General features: G+C 35.8%; 18 protein-coding genes. 5 read left to right on the forward strand and 13 right to left on the reverse strand.

The window, feature by feature from the left end; all coding sequences use genetic code 11:
- Positions 1–3: 3 nt before the first annotated feature.
- The 9 genes from hisC to SKC36_RS01735 form a co-directional block, all read right to left on the reverse strand.
- Positions 4–1,053, reverse strand: coding sequence for a histidinol-phosphate transaminase (hisC, locus tag SKC36_RS01695; protein WP_459464206.1), 1,050 nt, complete (start codon positions 1,051–1,053; stop codon positions 4–6).
- Complete coding sequence (gene hisD / locus SKC36_RS01700; protein WP_459464208.1) at positions 1,050–2,321, reverse strand: histidinol dehydrogenase; 1,272 nt, start codon at positions 2,319–2,321, stop codon at positions 1,050–1,052. The genes hisC and hisD overlap by 4 nt, the downstream gene beginning before the upstream one ends.
- 1 nt (position 2,322) lies before the next feature.
- Positions 2,323–3,186: an ATP phosphoribosyltransferase gene (gene hisG / locus SKC36_RS01705; protein ID WP_459452810.1), complete on the reverse strand. Its 864-nt coding sequence runs from the start codon at positions 3,184–3,186 to the stop codon at positions 2,323–2,325.
- Positions 3,187–3,247: 61 nt separating this feature from the next.
- Positions 3,248–4,855, reverse strand: a complete 1,608-nt coding sequence (locus SKC36_RS01710; protein ID WP_459464210.1) for a 2-oxo acid dehydrogenase subunit E2 — start codon at positions 4,853–4,855, stop codon at positions 3,248–3,250.
- A gap of 71 nt (positions 4,856–4,926) precedes the next feature.
- The gene (lepA, locus tag SKC36_RS01715) at positions 4,927–6,714 is read right to left on the reverse strand and encodes a translation elongation factor 4 (protein ID WP_459464213.1); all 1,788 of its coding nucleotides are present in this window, start codon (positions 6,712–6,714) and stop codon (positions 4,927–4,929) included.
- A 204-nt stretch (positions 6,715–6,918) separates the two neighbouring features.
- Positions 6,919–8,214: an aminopeptidase P N-terminal domain-containing protein gene (locus tag SKC36_RS01720; protein ID WP_459464215.1), complete on the reverse strand. Its 1,296-nt coding sequence runs from the start codon at positions 8,212–8,214 to the stop codon at positions 6,919–6,921.
- A gap of 4 nt (positions 8,215–8,218) precedes the next feature.
- Positions 8,219–8,983 carry a class I SAM-dependent methyltransferase gene (locus tag SKC36_RS01725; RefSeq protein ID WP_459464217.1) on the reverse strand — a complete coding sequence of 255 codons (765 nt, stop codon included), beginning with the start codon at positions 8,981–8,983 and terminating at the stop codon, positions 8,219–8,221.
- 61 nt (positions 8,984–9,044) lie between these two features.
- Positions 9,045–9,800, reverse strand: a complete 756-nt coding sequence (locus SKC36_RS01730) for a 3-keto-disaccharide hydrolase (RefSeq protein ID WP_459452815.1) — start codon at positions 9,798–9,800, stop codon at positions 9,045–9,047.
- Positions 9,801–9,887: 87 nt separating this feature from the next.
- Positions 9,888–10,031: a hypothetical protein gene (locus SKC36_RS01735; protein WP_193495299.1), complete on the reverse strand. Its 144-nt coding sequence runs from the start codon at positions 10,029–10,031 to the stop codon at positions 9,888–9,890.
- A gap of 89 nt (positions 10,032–10,120) precedes the next feature.
- Between SKC36_RS01735 and hisS the strand changes: the two genes are divergently transcribed.
- Entirely contained in the window at positions 10,121–11,476 is a 1,356-nt protein-coding gene (hisS, locus tag SKC36_RS01740; protein WP_459464219.1) for a histidine--tRNA ligase, read from the forward strand.
- A gap of 61 nt (positions 11,477–11,537) precedes the next feature.
- Here hisS and pgi read toward each other — a convergent pair whose 3' ends face one another.
- From pgi to SKC36_RS01755, 3 genes are all read right to left on the reverse strand, one after another.
- Positions 11,538–13,184, reverse strand: a complete 1,647-nt coding sequence (pgi, locus tag SKC36_RS01745) for a glucose-6-phosphate isomerase (protein WP_459452817.1) — start codon at positions 13,182–13,184, stop codon at positions 11,538–11,540.
- Positions 13,185–13,189: 5 nt separating this feature from the next.
- Entirely contained in the window at positions 13,190–13,870 is a 681-nt protein-coding gene (locus SKC36_RS01750; RefSeq protein ID WP_459464221.1) for a glycoside hydrolase family 25 protein, read from the reverse strand.
- Positions 13,871–13,984: 114 nt separating this feature from the next.
- The gene (locus SKC36_RS01755) at positions 13,985–14,620 is read right to left on the reverse strand and encodes a peroxiredoxin (protein ID WP_459452819.1); all 636 of its coding nucleotides are present in this window, start codon (positions 14,618–14,620) and stop codon (positions 13,985–13,987) included.
- Between the two features lie 407 nt (positions 14,621–15,027).
- On the opposite strand from SKC36_RS01755, the gene SKC36_RS01760 reads away from it, so the two are divergent.
- Complete coding sequence (locus SKC36_RS01760) at positions 15,028–15,492, forward strand: Lrp/AsnC ligand binding domain-containing protein (protein ID WP_459452820.1); 465 nt, start codon at positions 15,028–15,030, stop codon at positions 15,490–15,492.
- Between the two features lie 81 nt (positions 15,493–15,573).
- Positions 15,574–17,022: a Fe-S cluster assembly protein SufB gene (gene sufB, locus SKC36_RS01765; RefSeq protein WP_459464223.1), complete on the forward strand. Its 1,449-nt coding sequence runs from the start codon at positions 15,574–15,576 to the stop codon at positions 17,020–17,022.
- Position 17,023: 1 nt separating this feature from the next.
- On the opposite strand, the gene SKC36_RS01770 is transcribed toward sufB, so the two are convergent.
- The gene (locus SKC36_RS01770) at positions 17,024–17,893 is read right to left on the reverse strand and encodes a 1-aminocyclopropane-1-carboxylate deaminase/D-cysteine desulfhydrase (RefSeq protein ID WP_459452822.1); all 870 of its coding nucleotides are present in this window, start codon (positions 17,891–17,893) and stop codon (positions 17,024–17,026) included.
- Between SKC36_RS01770 and SKC36_RS01775 the strand changes: the two genes are divergently transcribed.
- On the forward strand, positions 17,886–18,929 hold the full coding sequence (locus SKC36_RS01775; protein WP_459452823.1) for an RluA family pseudouridine synthase: 1,044 nt from the start codon (positions 17,886–17,888) through the stop codon (positions 18,927–18,929). The two genes, SKC36_RS01770 and SKC36_RS01775, sit on opposite strands and share 8 nt — an antisense overlap.
- Entirely contained in the window at positions 18,910–19,368 is a 459-nt protein-coding gene (locus tag SKC36_RS01780) for an N-acetyltransferase family protein (protein ID WP_459452824.1), read from the forward strand. The genes SKC36_RS01775 and SKC36_RS01780 overlap by 20 nt, the downstream gene beginning before the upstream one ends.
- The last annotated feature ends 10 nt before the right edge of the window (positions 19,369–19,378 follow it).

Consider the following 19,378-nt stretch of genomic DNA (forward strand, 5'->3'; position numbering starts at 1 on the left):
TTGTTAAGAATAAAATTCTTGCATTTTTTGAATTAAAATTTGGTTCTCTTCAGGCAAACCAACCGTAATTCGAATGGAATCCTCACATAAAGCGACATTGGTTCGACTTCTTGTAATAACTTTTTGAGAAATCAAATAATCAAATAAATCCTGCGCTCTTTCCATCTTAACTAATATAAAATTAGCTTGAGATGGGTAAACCTTGACTACCTGAGGCATTGCTTCCAACTTTGAAATTAACGTATTTTTTGCATGATTTATTTGTTGGATGGAATTAAATAAAAATTCTCTATTCTTTAATGCTTCTAAAACTAGGGCTTGTGTTGCTCCACTGATATTATATGGGGGCTTTATTTTGTTTAAAATTTGAATAATTTGTGGATTGGCAAATGCCATCCCCAAACGCAATGAAGCCAATCCGTAGGCCTTTGATAGCGTTTGCATCACTATGACATTCGGATATTTATCTAATTCATGTATGAAACTAGGTTCATCTGAAAAATCAATATAGGCCTCATCAATCAAAACAAATCCTTGTTGAAAGCTATCTATTATTTTATAAATATCAGTTCGATTAATCTTATTACCAGTCGGATTATTTGGGGAACAAATAAAGATTATTCTTGTATCTGCCTGAACAGATGATAAAATTTGACTTACATTTAATTGATATTCTTTTGTTAAAGGAACAGAAATAATTTTCACATGATTGATAGAAGCACTCACCTCATACATTCCGTAAGTTGGAGGGCATAAAATTATCGAATTTTCCTGTCCTGCACAGGTCATTCGCATGATTAAATCAATCGCTTCATCAGATCCATTACCAATAAATATTTGTTCAACAGGAATATGTTTAATGTCTGCCAATTCATGCTTTATATCCCATTGCATAGGGTCAGGATATCGATTCCAATTAACGGGAAGAGGAGATCCTAAGGGGTTTTCGTTGGCATCTAAAAAAATACCTTCTTTACCTTTAAATTCATCTCTAGCCGATGAATAAGGTTTCAAATTCCAAATATGTGGTAAAATTATAGACTGATAATTCATGAACGTGTATTTAATCGAATTGCCACGGCATTAGCATGTGCTTGCAAAGATTCAGCTTTTGCCATTGCTATGATACTTTGACCTAATCCCTCTAATCCAGCTTGACTGATACTCTGAAGTGTGATTTTTTTCTGAAAACTTTCCAAATTTACCCCTGAATAGGCTTTCGCAAATCCATTGGTTGGTAAAGTATGGTTTGTCCCGGAAGCGTAATCGCCTGCAGCTTCTGGTGTGTAATTACCTAAAAAGATGGAGCCGGCATTGAATATGTGATTTGCAAAATCTTCTGGTTCATCACAAGCTAAAATCAAATGTTCAGCCGCGTATTCATTTAATAATTGTATAGCTTCTTCTCTATTTTTTACCAAAATTGCCTTTGAATTCAATAAAGCTTTTAAAGCTAAATCTCTTCTTTCTAATACATTGACTTGTTTTTCTAGTTCAACCTGGGTTTGTTCAATAAAGGATTCCTCTAAGGCAACTAAAAATACTTGAGAATCAACTCCGTGTTCAGCTTGCGACAATAAATCTGCCGCAACATAAGCTGGATTGGCGGTAGAATCAGCATAGATGGCTACTTCCGATGGACCAGCTGGCATGTCGATGGCAATTCCTTTGTGATTCGCATACATCTTTGCAGCTGTAACATATTGATTACCTGGTCCAAATATTTTAAAAACTTTAGGAATACTTTCTGTTCCTAATGCCATAGCTGCAATTGCCTGAGCTCCACCTACTTTAGCCATTTTAGTTACACCACATAGTTGAGCCGTATAAAATATGGCTGGGTGTACCGCAGGTGTACATAAAACAATTTCTTGGCAACCCGCTATTTTGGCTGGTATTGCCAGCATTAATATGGTTGAAAATAGGGGAGCAGTTCCTCCCGGTATATAAATACCTACTTTTTCAATAGGACTTGCCTTTTGCCAGCATAAAACACCTGGACTAGTTTCTATTTTTTGTGATACGAACTGTTGTGACTCATGAAATGTATGAATATTAGCATAAGCTTGCTGAATGGCTTTTTTAAGCGATTCTGGTACCAAATTAGCTAGTTCCTTAATTTCAGAGGAACTATAAAGTATTTCTTGTATTTCTCTTTTTTCAAACTTTAAGGTTAAATCTCTTAATGCTTGATCTCGTGAAGTGCCAACCTGGGTATATATGTCTGCAATAATTTGATCCAAGGACTGAGCATCAAGGCTAGGTCTTTGACATATTTCTGCAAAGTTTTCAAGTGGGGGATATTTGATGAAAGGAATCATACTAAAGAATCATTTTCTCAATAGGTAAAACTAAGATACCTTGTGCTCCTGCTTCTCGTAGAGACTCAATGATTTCCCAAAAATCATTTTCAGAAATTACCGAGTGTAATGAATACCAACCTTTTTCTGCTAATGGCACTCGAGAAGGTGATTTCATTCCAGGTAACAAAGCTATAATTTTATCTAAATTCTTTTCTTCGGCATTTAAAACAACATATTTGGCATTTTGTCCTCTTTGTACTGAATCAATGCGAAATGTAAGTTTGTCTAAAATACTTTTCTTCTCTGTAGTTAACGATTTATTAGCAATTAGTACCGCCTGACTTTTAAACACTTCGGCTACTTCTTTTAAACCATTACTTAATAATGTTCCACCAGTTGATACAATATCACAGATTCCTTCAGCCAGACCAATACTCGGCGCAATTTCCACGGAACCAGAAATTTCATGAGTATGAGCAGAAACCCCTTGAGATTTCAGAAATGAATTTGTCAAATTTGGGTAGGAGGTAGCTATATTTTTTCCTTCAAAATAGCTTAAGTCAGTATAAACTTCATTTCGAGGAATGGCCAATGATAAACGACACTTAGAAAATCCTAATTCCTTGACAATTTCTACATCCTTCCGATTCTCTTCCAAAACGTTTAAGCCAATTACGCCCAAATCTGCCACACCATCTTCCACATATCCTGGGATATCGTCATCGCGTAAAAACAAAAACTCAATAGGGAAATTACTTGAAATAGAGCGCAACTTAGAGCCGCCAGATTCAAATTTAATTCCACATTCTTTAAATAACTTCAATGAATCGTCACTCAGTCTACCTGATTTCTGTACTGCGATTCTAATATTTGTATTGCTCATATTTGTCATTTTCCTAAAATAGACAAGCCCCGAAATTTTCGAGGCTTGCCATTATTTCTGTTTAGATAAACATCTTAATGGGATCCTCTAGATACTGTTTTAAAGTTAATAAAAACGCAGCACCCGTTGCACCATCTACCACACGATGATCACAAGTTAAAGTTAACTTCATAATATTGGTAGCGTAGAACTGACCATTCTTTACACCTACTGTTTCTTTAATTCCACCTACAGCCAAAATACATGATTCTGGTGAGTTAATGATAGACGTAAATTGATCGATACCAAACATGCCTAAATTGCTGACAGTAAATGTATTACCTTCCCAATCCTTAGGTTGTAATTGTTTGTTCTTTGCTTTTCCTCCTAAATCTTTAGCTTCTGCAGAGATTTGAGCAATGGATTTTTCACTAGCAAAACGAATAACCGGTACTAAAAGTCCATCTTCTACTGCTACTGCCATACCAATGTGAACATGTTTATTTACACGGATTCTATCTTCCATCCAATAGGAGTTAACTTTCGGATGTTTTACTAAGGATAAAGCAACTGCTTTGATAACCATGTCGTTAAATGAAATTTTAACAGGTAAAACTTCATTCATACTTACACGTGCTTCCATCGCTTTATCCATGTTAATTTCCATGGTTAAATAAAACTCAGGAGCACTGAATTTAGATTCTGACAAACGACGAGCGATTGTCTTTCTCATTTGACTATTTGGAATATCTTCAAAACTTTCTTCCCCTGAGATGAAATTACCTGTGGCACCTCCAGCACTTGGTTTGTAGTTTTCTACATCCGATTTAGTAATTCTTCCACCTTCACCTGTTCCTTGCAACCAATTTAAATTGATATTTTTTTCCTTAGCCAAGGCTTTAGCTAGGGGAGATGCTTTAATAATTCCACCTTTTGAATCAGCTTGAATACCAGATGATGCTGTCACTTTTGTTTCTACAGCTTTAGGTGCTTCTTTTACTGGAGCTGGGGCTGATACTACAACTGGCACTGGAGCCGAAGCTAATGAGGCAGATGCTTGTTGTAATAAGGGCTGAAAATCAGTTCCAGGCTCACCAACAATCATGATGATACCATCCACTATAACGCCTTCACCTTCTTTAGCTCCAATGTATAAGATTGTACCATCTTCATAGTTTTCTAATTCCATGGTAGCTTTGTCAGTTTCAACCTCAGCAATAATATCACCCGATTTAACTACATCGCCAACTTTCTTTAACCATTTAGCAATGACACCTTCCACCATGGTATCACTCATTTTTGGCATCCTCACAGCTTTTGCCGGGATAGCACTAAGATCAACTGCTGGTGCAACTGTCGCAGCAGGTGCTGCTTCTGCCAAGGGTGCAGGACTCGCTTCCACAACGGCAGGAGCAGCTGGTGCGCCAGCTAATAAACTTGAATAATCTTCTCCTGGAGTACCCACAATAGCGATGATTCCATCTACTGGAACAGCTTCGCCTACTTTGACTCCAATATATAATAATGTTCCATCCTCATAATTTTCCAATTCCATGGTTGCCTTATCGGTTTCCACCTCAGCAATAATGTCACCAGACTTGATTACATCACCCTCTTTCTTTAGCCAATTCGCGATCACACCTTCAATCATGGTATCGCTCATCTTGGGCATTCTAATTACTTCAGCCATTATCTTATTTTTAAAATTCAAAATTAAGCTTTACAAGCCTGTTTCGAAAACTATTATGTAAAAATATTTGATTAATCTAATTTTAAAACTGCCATAAATGCCTCTTGAGGAATTTCTACATTACCTACTTGACGCATTCTCTTTTTACCCTTTTTCTGTTTTTCCAATAATTTTCTTTTACGTGAAATATCTCCTCCGTAGCATTTAGCTAATACGTCTTTGCGTAATGCTTTTACTGTTTCACGAGCTATAATCTTTTGACCAATAGCGGCTTGTATCGCTATTTCAAATTGTTGTCTTGGTAATAATTCACGTAATTTTTCACATAATCTTTTTCCCCAATCATAAGCCTTATCACGATGAACAATGGCCGATAAAGCATCTACTTTTTCCCCATTTAACATGATGTCTAATTTAACCATGTTTCCAGGTTCATAACCTTTGTATTCGTAATCTAAAGAGGCATATCCTCTAGAAATAGTCTTTAAACGATCAAAGAAGTCGAATACTACTTCTGACAAAGGCATATCAAAAGTTAATTCTACTCGGTCCGTGGTTAAATATATTTGATTAATTAAAATACCACGTTTATCCATACACAAGCTCATAATAACTCCTGTGTATTCTGATTTGGTAATAATTTGAGCCTTAATGTAAGGTTCCTCAATGATGTTAATTAAATTAGGTTCTGGTAAATCGCTGGGAGCAGAGACCCATAATTCTTCATTGGCGGTAGTTAGTACTTTGAATTTTACAGATGGCACCGTCGTTATTACGGTCATATCAAATTCACGTTCTAAGCGCTCCTGGACAATTTCCATGTGCAACATGCCTAGGAAGCCGCAACGAAAACCAAAGCCTAATGCCATGGAAGTTTCAGGTTCCCAAACCAATGAAGCATCATTTAATTGCAATTTCTCCATGGCATCGCGCAAATCCTCAAATTCTGAGGTTTCTACGGGATAAATACCCGCAAAAACCATGGGTTTTACTTCTTCAAAACCTTGAATGGCTGATTTACATGGATTCGCTACGTGGGTAATCGTATCTCCAACCTTGACTTCTTTAGCTTCTTTAATACCAGAAATTAAATAACCTACATCACCTGTTTTAATAATAGCTTTTGGTTCCTGCTCTAGACCTAATGTTCCAATTTCATCGGCATAATACTCTTTTCCAGTATTCATGAATTTAACTCGATCTCCTTTTCGAATTTCACCGTTGTAAACACGGAAAATAACTTCAATACCACGGTAGGAATTGAACGTTGAATCAAAAATTAGGGCTTGTAATGGTTCTTCTGGATTACCTTTTGGTGCTGGAATGCGTGTTACTACTGCATCCAAAATGTCTTGTATACCTATTCCTTCTTTACCAGAAGCATGAATTATATCCTCTTTTTTGCAACCAATTAAATCAATAATTTGATCTGATACCTCCTCTGGCATGGCGCCTGGTAAATCAATCTTATTTAAAACAGGGATAATTTCTAAATCATGATTGATGGCTAAATACAAATTAGAAATAGTCTGAGCTTCAATTCCTTGCGAAGCATCAACAATTAATAAAGCGCCTTCACAAGCAGCAATAGAACGAGATACTTCATAGGAGAAGTCCACGTGGCCTGGGGTATCAATTAAATTAAATGTATAAACCTCGCCATCTTTGGGATATTGCATTTGAATAGCATGAGACTTAATGGTTATTCCTCGTTCCCTCTCCAAATCCATATCATCCAAAAGCTGATTCATCATATCTCGCTTTTGTACTGTATTCGTGAATTCAATCAATCGATCTGCCAAGGTGCTTTTTCCGTGGTCAATATGGGCGATGATGCAAAAATTACGAAGGTTCTTCATTTATTTAATCTATGTTTTACCTAGGTCATGGTTAGATTACCTACCAAAAGCAAAGGGTATATTCAATGTGTCTAGAAGACAAACTAATTATTTTAAATTTCAATAAAATGGAAAGTATATTTCCATCTTACAAATATAGCTAAGACCACTTGGCTATCCACATGAAAAGCTATTTATTAGCTAATTAAATGGCAAATTGCCTGATTATTTTCCTGATTGCATGATGGATTCAATTTCATCCCATTCTATCGGAATGTGTTTCATCAAATTGTCTGTCCCGTTCTCAGTAATCAGTAGATTGTTTTCAAGTCTTATTCCCAATCCCTCCTCACGAATATATATACCTGGCTCACAAGTTAAAACCATGCCAGCTTCAAAAGGTTTATACTTATCCCAAACATCATGCACATCTAAACCCAAATGATGGGCTACTCCGTGCATGAAATACTTTTTGAATAATGGGGCATTTTTATCTTGTTTTTCAACGTCAGCTCTGGAAAATAGACCTAAGTCAATCAATTTTCCCTCTATATACCTTTCTACTTCTTTTTGATAATCAACCCAATAAATAGTGGGACGCATCAGTTGACTTGCAAAATTTAATACATCATGAACAGCTAAGTAAACCTCCTTTTGACGTGGACTAAATCGACCATTTACAGGTATTGTTCTGGTCATATCGGCATTGTAATTTCCGTATGCAGCACCCACATCTAAAAGAATTAAATCTCCGTCATGGCAAATCTCCTTGTTTTCAATATAATGTAAAACACAAGCATTGGCTCCAGATGCAATAATAGGCGTATAGGCAAATCCATCTCCCTTATGTCGTATAAACTCATGAATAAATTCGGCTTCAATTTCATATTCTCCTACACCCGGTTTGGTGAAATTCAACACCCTCCTAAAAGCAGATTCCGTGATATCTATGGCCTTTTGCATGGCTTGTAGCTCTTCGGGCTCTTTCTTCATACGAATGGTATTCGTAATGGGAGCTAATCGCTTAAAGCTATGGGTTGGATATTTTGCTTGAAGATTTTTTGTATAACGAGCATTTTGGGTTTCTACGAATGAACTATTTCTAATGTGTTCATTGTCAATCAAATAGATGTTTTCAGCTGTATATACCAAAGTTTGTAAAATAGCCTCAAATTGTTGATTCCATTGTATATTCTTAATTCCTGAAATCGACGCGGCTTCTTCTTTAGTGAATTTATGTCCTTCCCAAATGGATATCAATTCAGAGGTTTCTCTAACAAAAGCAATTTCTTTTAAATGCTCTTCTGGTGCATCTGGATATAATAATAGAATAGTCTCTTCTTGATCTAATCCAGATAAATACAGTAAATCAGAGTTTTGCTTAAATCCCATGCTGCCATCCGCATTGGTGGGCATGATATCGTTAGAGAATATAAGCACCATGGATTTTGGTGCTAGTTGTTTGATTAATTTTTGACGGTTGTTGATGTACAGCTGGGCTGGAAGTGCTTCGTATCTCATATAATTATTTACGACATAAATAAATGATTTCTCCTAAAGGCAAGGCCATTTTTTTACTTTCCTCTAAACCTATTTTTTCAATCATATTGATTGGATTTACCTGAAATCCAGATTTTTCTAATTGTGTGCCGTAGTCCCGACCGTAAATACGTAAATGGTCATCTTGCAAAAAGTGTATTTCTCTTTCTTTGGGATCCGTAATGCTGGCATCTTCATACGTTGTAGCTAAATCTAAGCGTTGCGGACTTTGACATAAGGCAAATCCATCAGGTTTTAAAACGCGACGAATTTCTTGCATACATCGTACATCATCTTTAACATGTTCTAATACGTGGTTACAAAAGACTGCATCAAAACTATTGTCCTCAAAGGGTATATGGTGTAAATCCATCTTAACTTTAGCTAAGGGAGACTCGATGTCAGCAGTAATATAATTATCCCCTAAAAGTTTTTCAAAACGATCAATGAAGCAATATTCGGGAGCTATGTGCAATAACTTAGGTTGACTTTGAAAAAAACTGGTTTCCTTTTGTAAAAACAGATACATCAATCGATGTCTTTCTAGACTTAGGCAAGAAGGACAAAGTGCATTTTCCCTGGGCTGAAGCCTTCCATAGGGAAGGAATTTTGAGAAATTTTCTTGGCAGATTGGGCAGTGGACTTTATTTCCTTTTAGAAAAATACTGTAAATTTTTAATAATTGGTGAGCGACCAACTGAATGTATTTTCTGGGAATATTACGTAAAATCCAACTAATGAAATATTTCATAGGATAAAAAAAGGGAAGGTATTTTCTAAGAAAAACCTTCCCCGAAAGAATGAATTAAAAATTACATTTCACGAATCCAGATGTTACGGAAACTAACTGGATTTCCATGGTCTTGTAAACTGATTGGTCCTGCACCATGCACTGGATTTTTAGGCTGTCCAATGTACTCAGTTGTACCTTGAATTTTTGTATGATTTTGTACCACAATGCCATTATGTATGACAGTTACGTAGGCAGGAGTATCAATTCCTCCGTTGATGGTAAATTTTGGGGCTGTATAAATGATATCGTAAGTGTTCCATTCTCCCATAGGTGAAGTCGCATTCACCAAAGGAGCAGATTGTTTATAAATACTACCAGCTTGCCCATTTCGGTAACTTCTATTTTGATAAGAATTCAAAACTTGAACCTCGTACATTCCTTGCATGAAAATACCACTATTTCCTTTTCCTTGACTTTTCAACGTTTCAGGTTCAATAGGGGAGCGCCATTCGATATGTAATTGATAATTTGTGAATTTTTGCTTGGTTGAAATATTACCAGCACCTTTAACAACGGTCATGGCACCATCTTCAACTTTCCATTTAGCCGGACTACCATCTTTAACGGTTTCCCAATTATCTAAATTCTTACCATCAAATAAAACGATGGCATCTGACGGTATTTTACCAGGATTAACAACACGAACTTCAGGATCCCAAAATTCGGTTTTGTCTGGTTTGGTTGGATTTTCTTCGATGAAACGATGATCTTGTGCTTGTAAGCTAAATGCACCTGCTGCTAAGATGGCTGTGCAAAAAAGAGTAATTTTTTTCATGTATAATGGATTTAGAAAATCAAATTACAGCAATTTTTGGATAAAAAAAAACCGGTATATACCGGTTTCTCTTTACTGAAATAATGCTTATTTAGCGAAACTTGCTTTGATTTCTTCTACATCTACCAATTTGATAATCGGTCTCTGCTTTAAAATTTTGATAGCAGATACTTTATTATTCGCTACTGCGTGATTTCTTCTGTCTTTACGTTTTAGTCTAGTTACGGCCATGTCTTGATAAATTTGGTGTGCAAAAATACGAAATATCGTTTATTAATCAAATAATAAGGCTCGATTAATTAAATTTGTTTTTTGAAATTATGCAAAAGCCCAGTAACGCAAGAGGTACAAGAGATTTTGGTCCCAAAGAAATGGCCAAGAGAAACTATGTTTTCAATATCATTAGGAAGCATTTTGAACAATTTGGTTTTCAATCCATTGAAACACCTGCCATAGAGAATTTGTCTACCTTGACTGGTAAATACGGTGATGAAGGTGATCAATTGTTATTTAAAATTCTTAATTCCGGAGACTATCTTTCCAAATTAAGTGAGCAAGATTTCCAAGATGGAAGTAAAAAGTTTACATATAAGGTCAGTGAAAAAGGCTTACGTTACGACTTAACCGTTCCCTTTGCTCGCTTTGTATCCATGAATCGTAATGATTTGGCTTTTCCTTTTAGACGCTATCAAATCCAACCCGTGTGGAGAGCAGATAGACCACAAAAAGGTCGTTATCGGGAGTTTTACCAATGCGATGCCGATATCATTGGGTCTAATTCTTTATTAAATGAAGCGGAATTAATCACTTTATTCCAAGCTATCTTTAGTTCTCTCCATCTTAAAGCGAATCTTGTAATCAATTCACGAAAAGTGCTAGCTGGGGTGGTCGACGTAATTGGCATGACCGATCATTTTATGGATTTTGCTGTGGCCATTGATAAATTAGATAAAATTGGTTGGGAGGCCGTATCAAAGGAATTAGTCGATAAAGGATTTTCAATAGAACAGTGCCAGGATCTTGCTGATTTGATCGTATTTGAAGGAAATAACTTAGCTAAAATTGATAAACTCAGAGCATTTTTTAATGGCAATGATTTAGGTTTAGCCGGTATCAAGGAAATTGAGGATGTATTGAAGTTTATCCAACGGAATGGTTTTGATAATACCAATATTGTGTTTGACTATCGCCTTGCTCGTGGCTTAAGTTATTATACTGGCTTAATATTTGAAGGAAAGGCTATTGATATTCCTTTTGGATCCATAGCTGGTGGAGGTCGATATGACAACCTTACTACTGATTTTGGTTTACCTAATATGTCAGGAGTAGGTTTATCATTTGGTATTGAGCGTATGATAGATGTCATGGACGCTTTGAATCTTTTTCCCAATATCCCCGTCAGTGGTTCTAAGGTATTATTCGCCTATTTTGATGAAGAAGGGCAAACACAAGCCTTTCAATACGTCAATGAACTTCGTAGGCAAGGTATTCCATCTGAAATTTATCCTGAAATGGGAAAAATTAAAAAGCCCTTTGAATTTGCTGACAAAAAGAAGATTCCCTACGTGGCGGTTCTTGGAGAACAAGAATTATTGCAAAATAAATTGAATCTGAAAAATATGGAAAGTGGAGAGCAAGAATTGCTTTCTTTGCAGGAATTGATTCAAAAATTATAGGTCCAATAAAAAAAGCCAGGAATTCAATCCTGGCTTTTTAAAATCACGATTCAAATTAGTCTTACTTCCAAGCCTTAAATTGATTGATTAATCCGTTGGTAGAACTATCATGGCTTACGATTTGACTATCATTTTCTAGTTCAGGTAAAATGGAATTAGCTAATTGTTTTCCTAGCTCTACACCCCATTGATCATAACTAAATATATTCCAAATAACGCCCTGGACAAATATTTTATGCTCGTACATGGCTATTAAGGCGCCTAATGTTTTAGGGTTAATTTCTTTAGCAAGGATGGAATTAGTAGGTTTATTCCCTTCAAATACTTTAAATGGAGCTAATTTTTCAATAGCGGAATCGTCTAATCCTGCTTTTGATAATTCAGATTTAACTACCTCCAAGGATTTACCATTCATTAACGCCTCTGTTTGTGCAAAGAAATTAGACATTAATAGAGTATGATGATTGCCAATAGGATTATGGGTTTTGGCTGGAGCAATAAAATCTGCCGGAATCATCTGCGTACCTTGATGAATCAACTGATAAAATGCATGTTGTCCATTGGTACCAGGCTCTCCCCAAATTACAGGCCCCGTAGCATAAGTAACTCTTTTACCTGTTCTATCTACGGTTTTTCCATTAGATTCCATATCTCCTTGCTGGAAATAGGCCGCAAATCGATGCATGTATTGGTCGTAAGGTAATATAGCCTGGGTAGGGGCATTCCAAAAATTGACATACCAAATTCCCAATAAAGCCAAAATGACCGGAGCATTTGATTCCAATGGGGAATTAGCTAAGTGCAAATCCATTTCATATGCTCCATCCAATAATGCTTCAAAATTATCATAACCTATGGAAAGGCAGATGGATAAACCAATGGCAGACCAAAGTGAATATCGACCACCTACCCAATCCCAAAATGCGAACATATTGGCAGAATCAATGCCAAACTTTTCAACTTGGGTTTTATTGGTAGACAAAGCGACAAAATGCTTCGATACAGCTTGCTCATCTTGGGCTGTTTTTAAAAACCAATCTCTCGCCGTAAAGGCATTAGCCATGGTTTCTTGTGTGGTAAATGTTTTGGAAGCAATTAAAAATAAAGTTGTCTCTGGATTTACTTTTTTTAATGTTTCAGCGATGTGCGTCCCATCTACATTACTTACAAAATGAACATTTAAATGCGTTTTGTAAGGCTTTAATGCTTCAGTGACCATCACTGGACCAAGATCTGAGCCCCCAATTCCAATATTTACGACATCTGTAATGCTTTTATTTGTAAATCCTTTCCAAGAACCCGAAATAACTTGTTCTGAAAATTCTTTCATATGAGCCCTAACTTGATGGATATCAGCATTGATATCAACTCCCTGTAAATATTGAGCTTGACCCTTGGGTTTCCTAAGTGCTGTATGCAAAACGGCTCTTCCTTCCGTTTGATTGATGATATCGCCACTTAATTGGGCTTGAATAGCAGATTCTAATTGACATTCCTTGGCCAATTTAATTAGGTGTTCAAAGGTTTCCTCATCGAGGATGTTTTTCGAATAGTCAATGAATATATCGTTAAAGTATAAACTATACTTTTTTTGTCTTTCCTTATCTGACTGAAATAGGCTTGAAATAGAATGAGTTTCTAATCTTTTTTTGTCAGTTAATAACTTTTGGTAGGCAGTGGTTTGGGTGAAATTAATGGTAGAAAGCATATTATTTATTTAATTAGCATGGAAGCAAAATCTGAATGATCGCCCAAAAATACATTATAATCCCAAGATTTGGAATTTCCTTCAAGCTTCCCTTGCTTGCTATATTGCCAAAAACGCAGATTATCTGCCTCTACAATCGTATTCGATTCATAGCTGGCTAACCACAAAGGGAAGTCGGTAAACTCCTCATTTTTAAATAAATCGGAGTACATTCTTACATTGGTATATAATATAGGTTTGGTATGATAATGTTCGCTCAAATAATCTAAAAAAGCTTTAATATCTTTTCTAAGTTTTTGATGATTCACCTGATTGGTAACCTCTATATCACAAACAGGGGGTAAGTCTCCTTCTTCCAATTGAACCATTTTACAAAAATTCTTAGCTTGCTGAATGGGATCTCGAGTAGGAATATAAAAATGATAAGCTCCTGCAATTAATCCCTTTTGCTTGGCTTTTTGCCAGTTTACTTCAAAATTTGGATCCTGTAAACTTCTACCTTCGGTAGCTTTAATAAAAACAAATTTTAAGGAAACTGTGTCAAATAAGTCTAATTCACTCAAATGATTCCAAGGTACATTACCATTGTGATGGGAAACATCGATTCCATGAATGAGGTGTTTTTGAGGAACTTCTATTTGAACGGCATCACTGTACGAAAATTGATGCCCTTCATCTTTGGTCAAAGCATTTAAAATAAAAAAAAGAACCCAACAAAATATTAGTACAATAAATAGACTAACAATAAGCTGAGTTCTTTTCTTCAATGTAGTTGGATTGAGCACCAAATTTACAAAATCTTATAGATTTGGCTGTGGTGTTTTTCTCAAATATGGTTTAACGGTCGTAAATCCTTTTGGAAATTTGCTAACCGCTTCTTCGTTAGAAACAGCAGGAGTAATGATAACATCTTCGCCATTAACCCAGTCTGCTGGTGTAGCAACTTGATAGTTTGCCGTTAATTGTAAAGAATCTATCACGCGCAAAATTTCAGTGAAATTTCTACCTGTAGAAGCCGGATAGGTTAAAGTTAATTTAATCTTTTTATCTGGCCCAATAATAAATACCGAACGAACTGTAGCTTTTTCAGATGCATTTGGATGTATCATGTCATATAAAAGTGCTACCTTTTTCTCTGGGTCTGCAATGATCGGAAAGTTAACCTGTACATGATTTACTTCCTCAATATCCGGTACCCACTTGTTGTGAGAATCAAGACTATCAACCGAAATGGCAATGGCCTTAACACCTCTTTTACTAAATTCTCCATTTAATAATGCTGTTTTTCCTAGTTCAGTTGTACAAACAGGGGTGAAGTCAGCTGGGTGACTAAAAAACAATACCCATGAATTTCCAATCCATTCGTGAAAATTTATAGGTCCTTGGGTTGTTTCAGCGCTGAAATCTGGCGCAATATCTCCTAATCTTAATGACATAGCGATAGGGGTTTAAGGTGAATTATCTACCAAATTTATAGACTATTATTTAAATAAAAAAGCAATTCTAAAATAGAATTGCTTTTAACATTACACTTCATCAACAAACTAAAAACCAAATAATAAAAATGCTGTAGGAGAAGGATTCGAACCTCCAAGGTGCGGTTAGCCATATCGCAGAACTGATTTAGTGGTCAACCCATTACGCTACGTTTATCCCGAACTCACCACCCCCGAGACAGGAGGGCACGTCTGCCAATTTCATCACCCTACAGTGAAATAATATTTACCTTTGTAATTATTACACTACAAAATTATAAATCATTTTTAATTTTTCAAAATTATTTAAAGAAATTCTAATTTTTTTGAGTAATTTTTAAAAATAATATCAATTTGTTGAAAATATTATGGATAAGAAATTCGATTTAGATCCTTTGGATTATAAAATTTTAGAAATTTTAGTGAGAGACTCCAATCTACCTTATACTGAAATCGGACAGCGTTTAGACGTTTCTGGCGGTACAGTACATGTCAGAATGAAAAAAATGGAGGCCTTAGGTATAGTAAAAGGAGCCCAACTATTAATAGATTATTCAAAAATTGGCTGGGACATCACTGCCTTTTTAGGTATATATTTAGATAAAAGTTCCCTGTATGAAGATGTAGCTAAACAATTAGAAAAGATACCAGAAGTGGTTAATATTCACTATACGACAGGTATTTATTCCATATTTGCTAAGATAATTTGTCGAGATACCCAGCATTTAAGGGAAGTGTTACATGATAAGATTCAGCGTGTAACTGGAATTCAACGGACTGAAACCTTTATTTCATTGGAAGAAAGTTTGATTAGAAATACACCATTATTTTAACTTATTTAGAATAGTTCTAATTAAATGCTTACATAACTAAATTTTGCTTTGTAATTTTGTGCTTCTTAAGAAACAATGGTTATGGCAGAAAAGGTAGATGACATTTTACAAGAAGTAACAAGTTCCGATTACAAATACGGATTTGAATCTCATTTTGACACAGATGAAGCTCCTATTGGTTTAGATGAGAGCACCATTCGATTTATTTCTGATAAGAAGAATGAACCTGAATGGATGTTTGAATGGAGATTGGCGGCCTTTCGTTATTGGAAGACCTTACAAGAGCCAACTTGGGCCAATGTGACTTATACCCCAACGGATTACCAAAGCTTGAAATATTATTCGGCACCTAAGCCAAAAAAGCAGTTAAATTCCTTAGATGAAATAGATCCCGAACTTCGACGGACTTTTGAAAAATTAGGGATTTCACTGGATGAACAAAAACGTTTATCCAATGTAGCAGTTGATGCAGTTATTGATTCAGTGTCCGTTGCTACTACCTTTAAAGAAACATTAGCAGAAAAAGGAATTATTTTTTGCTCTATTTCAGAAGCAGTACGCGAGCATCCTGATTTAATTAAGAAATATTTAGGTAGTGTAGTTCCGGTTAAGGATAATTACTTCGCCGCTCTAAATGCCGCTGTGTTTTCAGATGGCTCTTTCTGTTATATACCAAAGGGCGTTCGTTGCCCTATGGAGCTTTCTACCTATTTCCGTATTAATGCTGCAGGTACTGGTCAATTTGAGCGCACGTTGATTGTAGCAGATGAGGATTCTTATGTTAGTTATTTAGAGGGATGCACCGCACCTATGCGCGATGAAAACCAATTGCATGCTGCAGTTGTTGAAATATTTGTTCATGCTGGAGCAGAAGTGAAATATTCTACCGTTCAAAACTGGTATCCAGGAGATAAAGAGGGCAAAGGTGGTATTTATAATTTTGTAACTAAACGTGGCATCTGTGATGGTGCACATGCTAAATTATCTTGGACACAGGTTGAAACTGGTTCAGCCGTTACTTGGAAATATCCGTCGGTCATACTTAAAGGAGATTACTCTATTGGGGAGTTTTATTCCGTGGCAGTGACTAATAATCACCAGCAAGCTGATACAGGAACCAAAATGATTCACCTAGGAAAGCATACCAAATCTCGAATCGTATCTAAAGGTATTTCAGCCGGTGTCTCTCAAAACTCCTATCGTGGTTTAGTTCAAGTGGCGAAAAGAGCTGATTCAGCTAAAAATTATTCACAATGTGATTCACTATTATTAGGTGATCGTTGTGGTGCTCATACTTTCCCTTATTTGGAAGTTAAAAATAATACGGCTTCGGTAGAACATGAGGCGACAACATCAAAAATTGGTGAAGACCAAATTTTCTATTGTAATCAACGAGGTTTATCTACTGAAACAGCCATAGCTTTAATCGTAAATGGTTATGCCAAAGAAGTGTTAAACCAATTACCCATGGAATTTGCTGTTGAGGCTCAGAAATTATTAGCTATTTCCTTAGAAGGATCTGTTGGATAATTTATTTGATTCCTCCAGTATGTAAACAAACGAGAGTACTTCCTGCCGGGAAGTACTTTTTTTTGAGCATATCAAAAATTCCAAACATCATTTTACCAGTGTATGTTGGTTCTATTGGTATCTGAAATTGATCTTGGAAATACTGACAAAATTCTAATAATTCGGGAGGCATAGAGGCATATTTACCAAAAACATATTCCTTGTTTAACTGAAGCTTGGGAAGTATGAGTTCTTGTTCAAGTATATGATTTTTAATTTCTTCCTCATTGTTTAAACAAAGAATACCAATGGTATTCAGGTTTGAATATTGGGCTAGGCCTAAAATTGTGGTTCCTGTTCCAACGGCACTAATTAAATAATCAGGTTTTAAACTTGCATGAATTTCGTCCACCAAATCTTTAAGCCCCATGATGCCTTCTTTTGAATATCCTCCCTCAGGAATTATCCAATAGTCTTCTTTTTGTATTTGATTAGGGATAATTTTTTCTCGATAATCACTTCTATCCACAAAGTGTAAAATCATTCCCCATGCTTCTATTTGTGTTAAATAGGTATTACTTGAGGCATTTAATTCCTCACCTCTAATTATTCCTATACATGGAATTTTTAATTTATGGCAAACAAAGGCCAAGGCATATAAATGGTTGGAATAGGCTCCACCGAAACTAATAATTCCCTTTTTGGGATTATCTTGGGCGATACGAATATATTCCTTTAATTTGCGCCACTTATTGCCTGAAACCGTGGGGTGAATCAAATCATCTCGCTTCATAAAAAGCCTGATTTCTTGTTCTGTCCATAATGGATGGAATAATTCAATAATAGGTGAGGGTAATAGCAAATATGAATTTTCAAAAACAGATATGTCCATAGATAATGAAATAGATCCCATTGAGAGTGAAGATGATTTGTTCGAACATTTCAATTTCACGGTGGACAAAGGTCAACAATTACTTAGAATAGATAAATACCTACTTCTAAAAATTTCGAATGCTACCAGGTCCAAAATACAAGCCGGTATTGAATCTGGTTCAGTAAAAGTTAATGGTTTGCAAATCAAATCCAATTACAAGGTCAAGCCTTTGGATGAAATTGTCGTGTCTTTTTCTCATCCGCCAAGAGATAAAGACATTATTGCTGAAAATATTCCCTTAGATATTATTTATGAAGATGAAGAGCTAATATTGATCAATAAGCCTTCTGGTATGGTTGTTCATCCCGCTCATGGCAATTGGGAAGGTACTTTGGTTAATGCTTTATTGTACCATTGCCAAAATTTACCAGGAAAAGGGGATATTCGTCCAGGTTTAGTTCATCGAATTGACAAGGATACATCAGGGATTTTGGTAGTAGCAAAATCTGAGTTTTCGTTAAATCATTTAGCTAGGCAGTTTTTTGACCATACCATTGACAGAACCTATTATGCAATTTGTTGGGGTGTACCCAAAGAAAGCAAAGCAACTCTACGGGGTAAAATAGATCGTAGTCCACGAGATCGAAAGGTAATGATGATGTTTCCTGAAGATGCGGAGCATGGTAAATTAGCCATTACACATTATGAGGTAATGGAATCTTTTGTTTTCTGTTCTTTAGTTAGATTTAATTTAGAAACAGGTAGAACACATCAAATTAGGGCTCATGCTGCGTCAATTGGACATCCTTTATTATCAGATGCTGCCTATGGTGGTGATAAAATTCGTTATATGAGTTCTATAGCTAATTTTAAAACCTTTGCAGCCAATATCATGAAGCTTTGTTCTCGTCAAGCTTTACATGCTTTTTCATTAGGATTTGATCATCCTAAAAAGAATGAACGAATTTATTTTGAGCAAGATTTTCCTGAAGATATCCGGGAAGTTTTATATCGATTAAGAGAAGTAACCAATCATGGCGCAAATAGAAATTAGAAAGGCTGGAATAGATGATGTTCCTGCTATTTATGGTTTAGTTAAAGAATTAGCTTTATTTGAAAAGGCACCGGAGGAAGTAAGTTCCACTTGGCAAGATTATGTGGAAAATGGATTTAAAGAAAATCCCATTTTTGCTTCAAATTTGATTTATTACGACGGGAAATTAGCAGGTTTTTCCCTTTGGTATTTTCGTTTTTCGACCTGGAAAGGAAAGAGATTTTATCTAGAGGATTTATTCATCAAAGAAGAATTTCGTTCTTTGGGTTTAGGAAAAATGTTATTAGACGAAGCTATTCTCGAAGCCAAACGCACAAAATGCACTGGTATGATGTGGCAAGTTTTGGACTGGAATGAACCTGCTATTCAATTTTACAACAAATATGGAGTCAAATTTGATGCTGGTTGGTTAAATGTTCATCTAGACTTATCCGTCTAAATGCACATTT

This window comes from Aquirufa sp. OSTEICH-129A, from assembly GCF_054558355.1.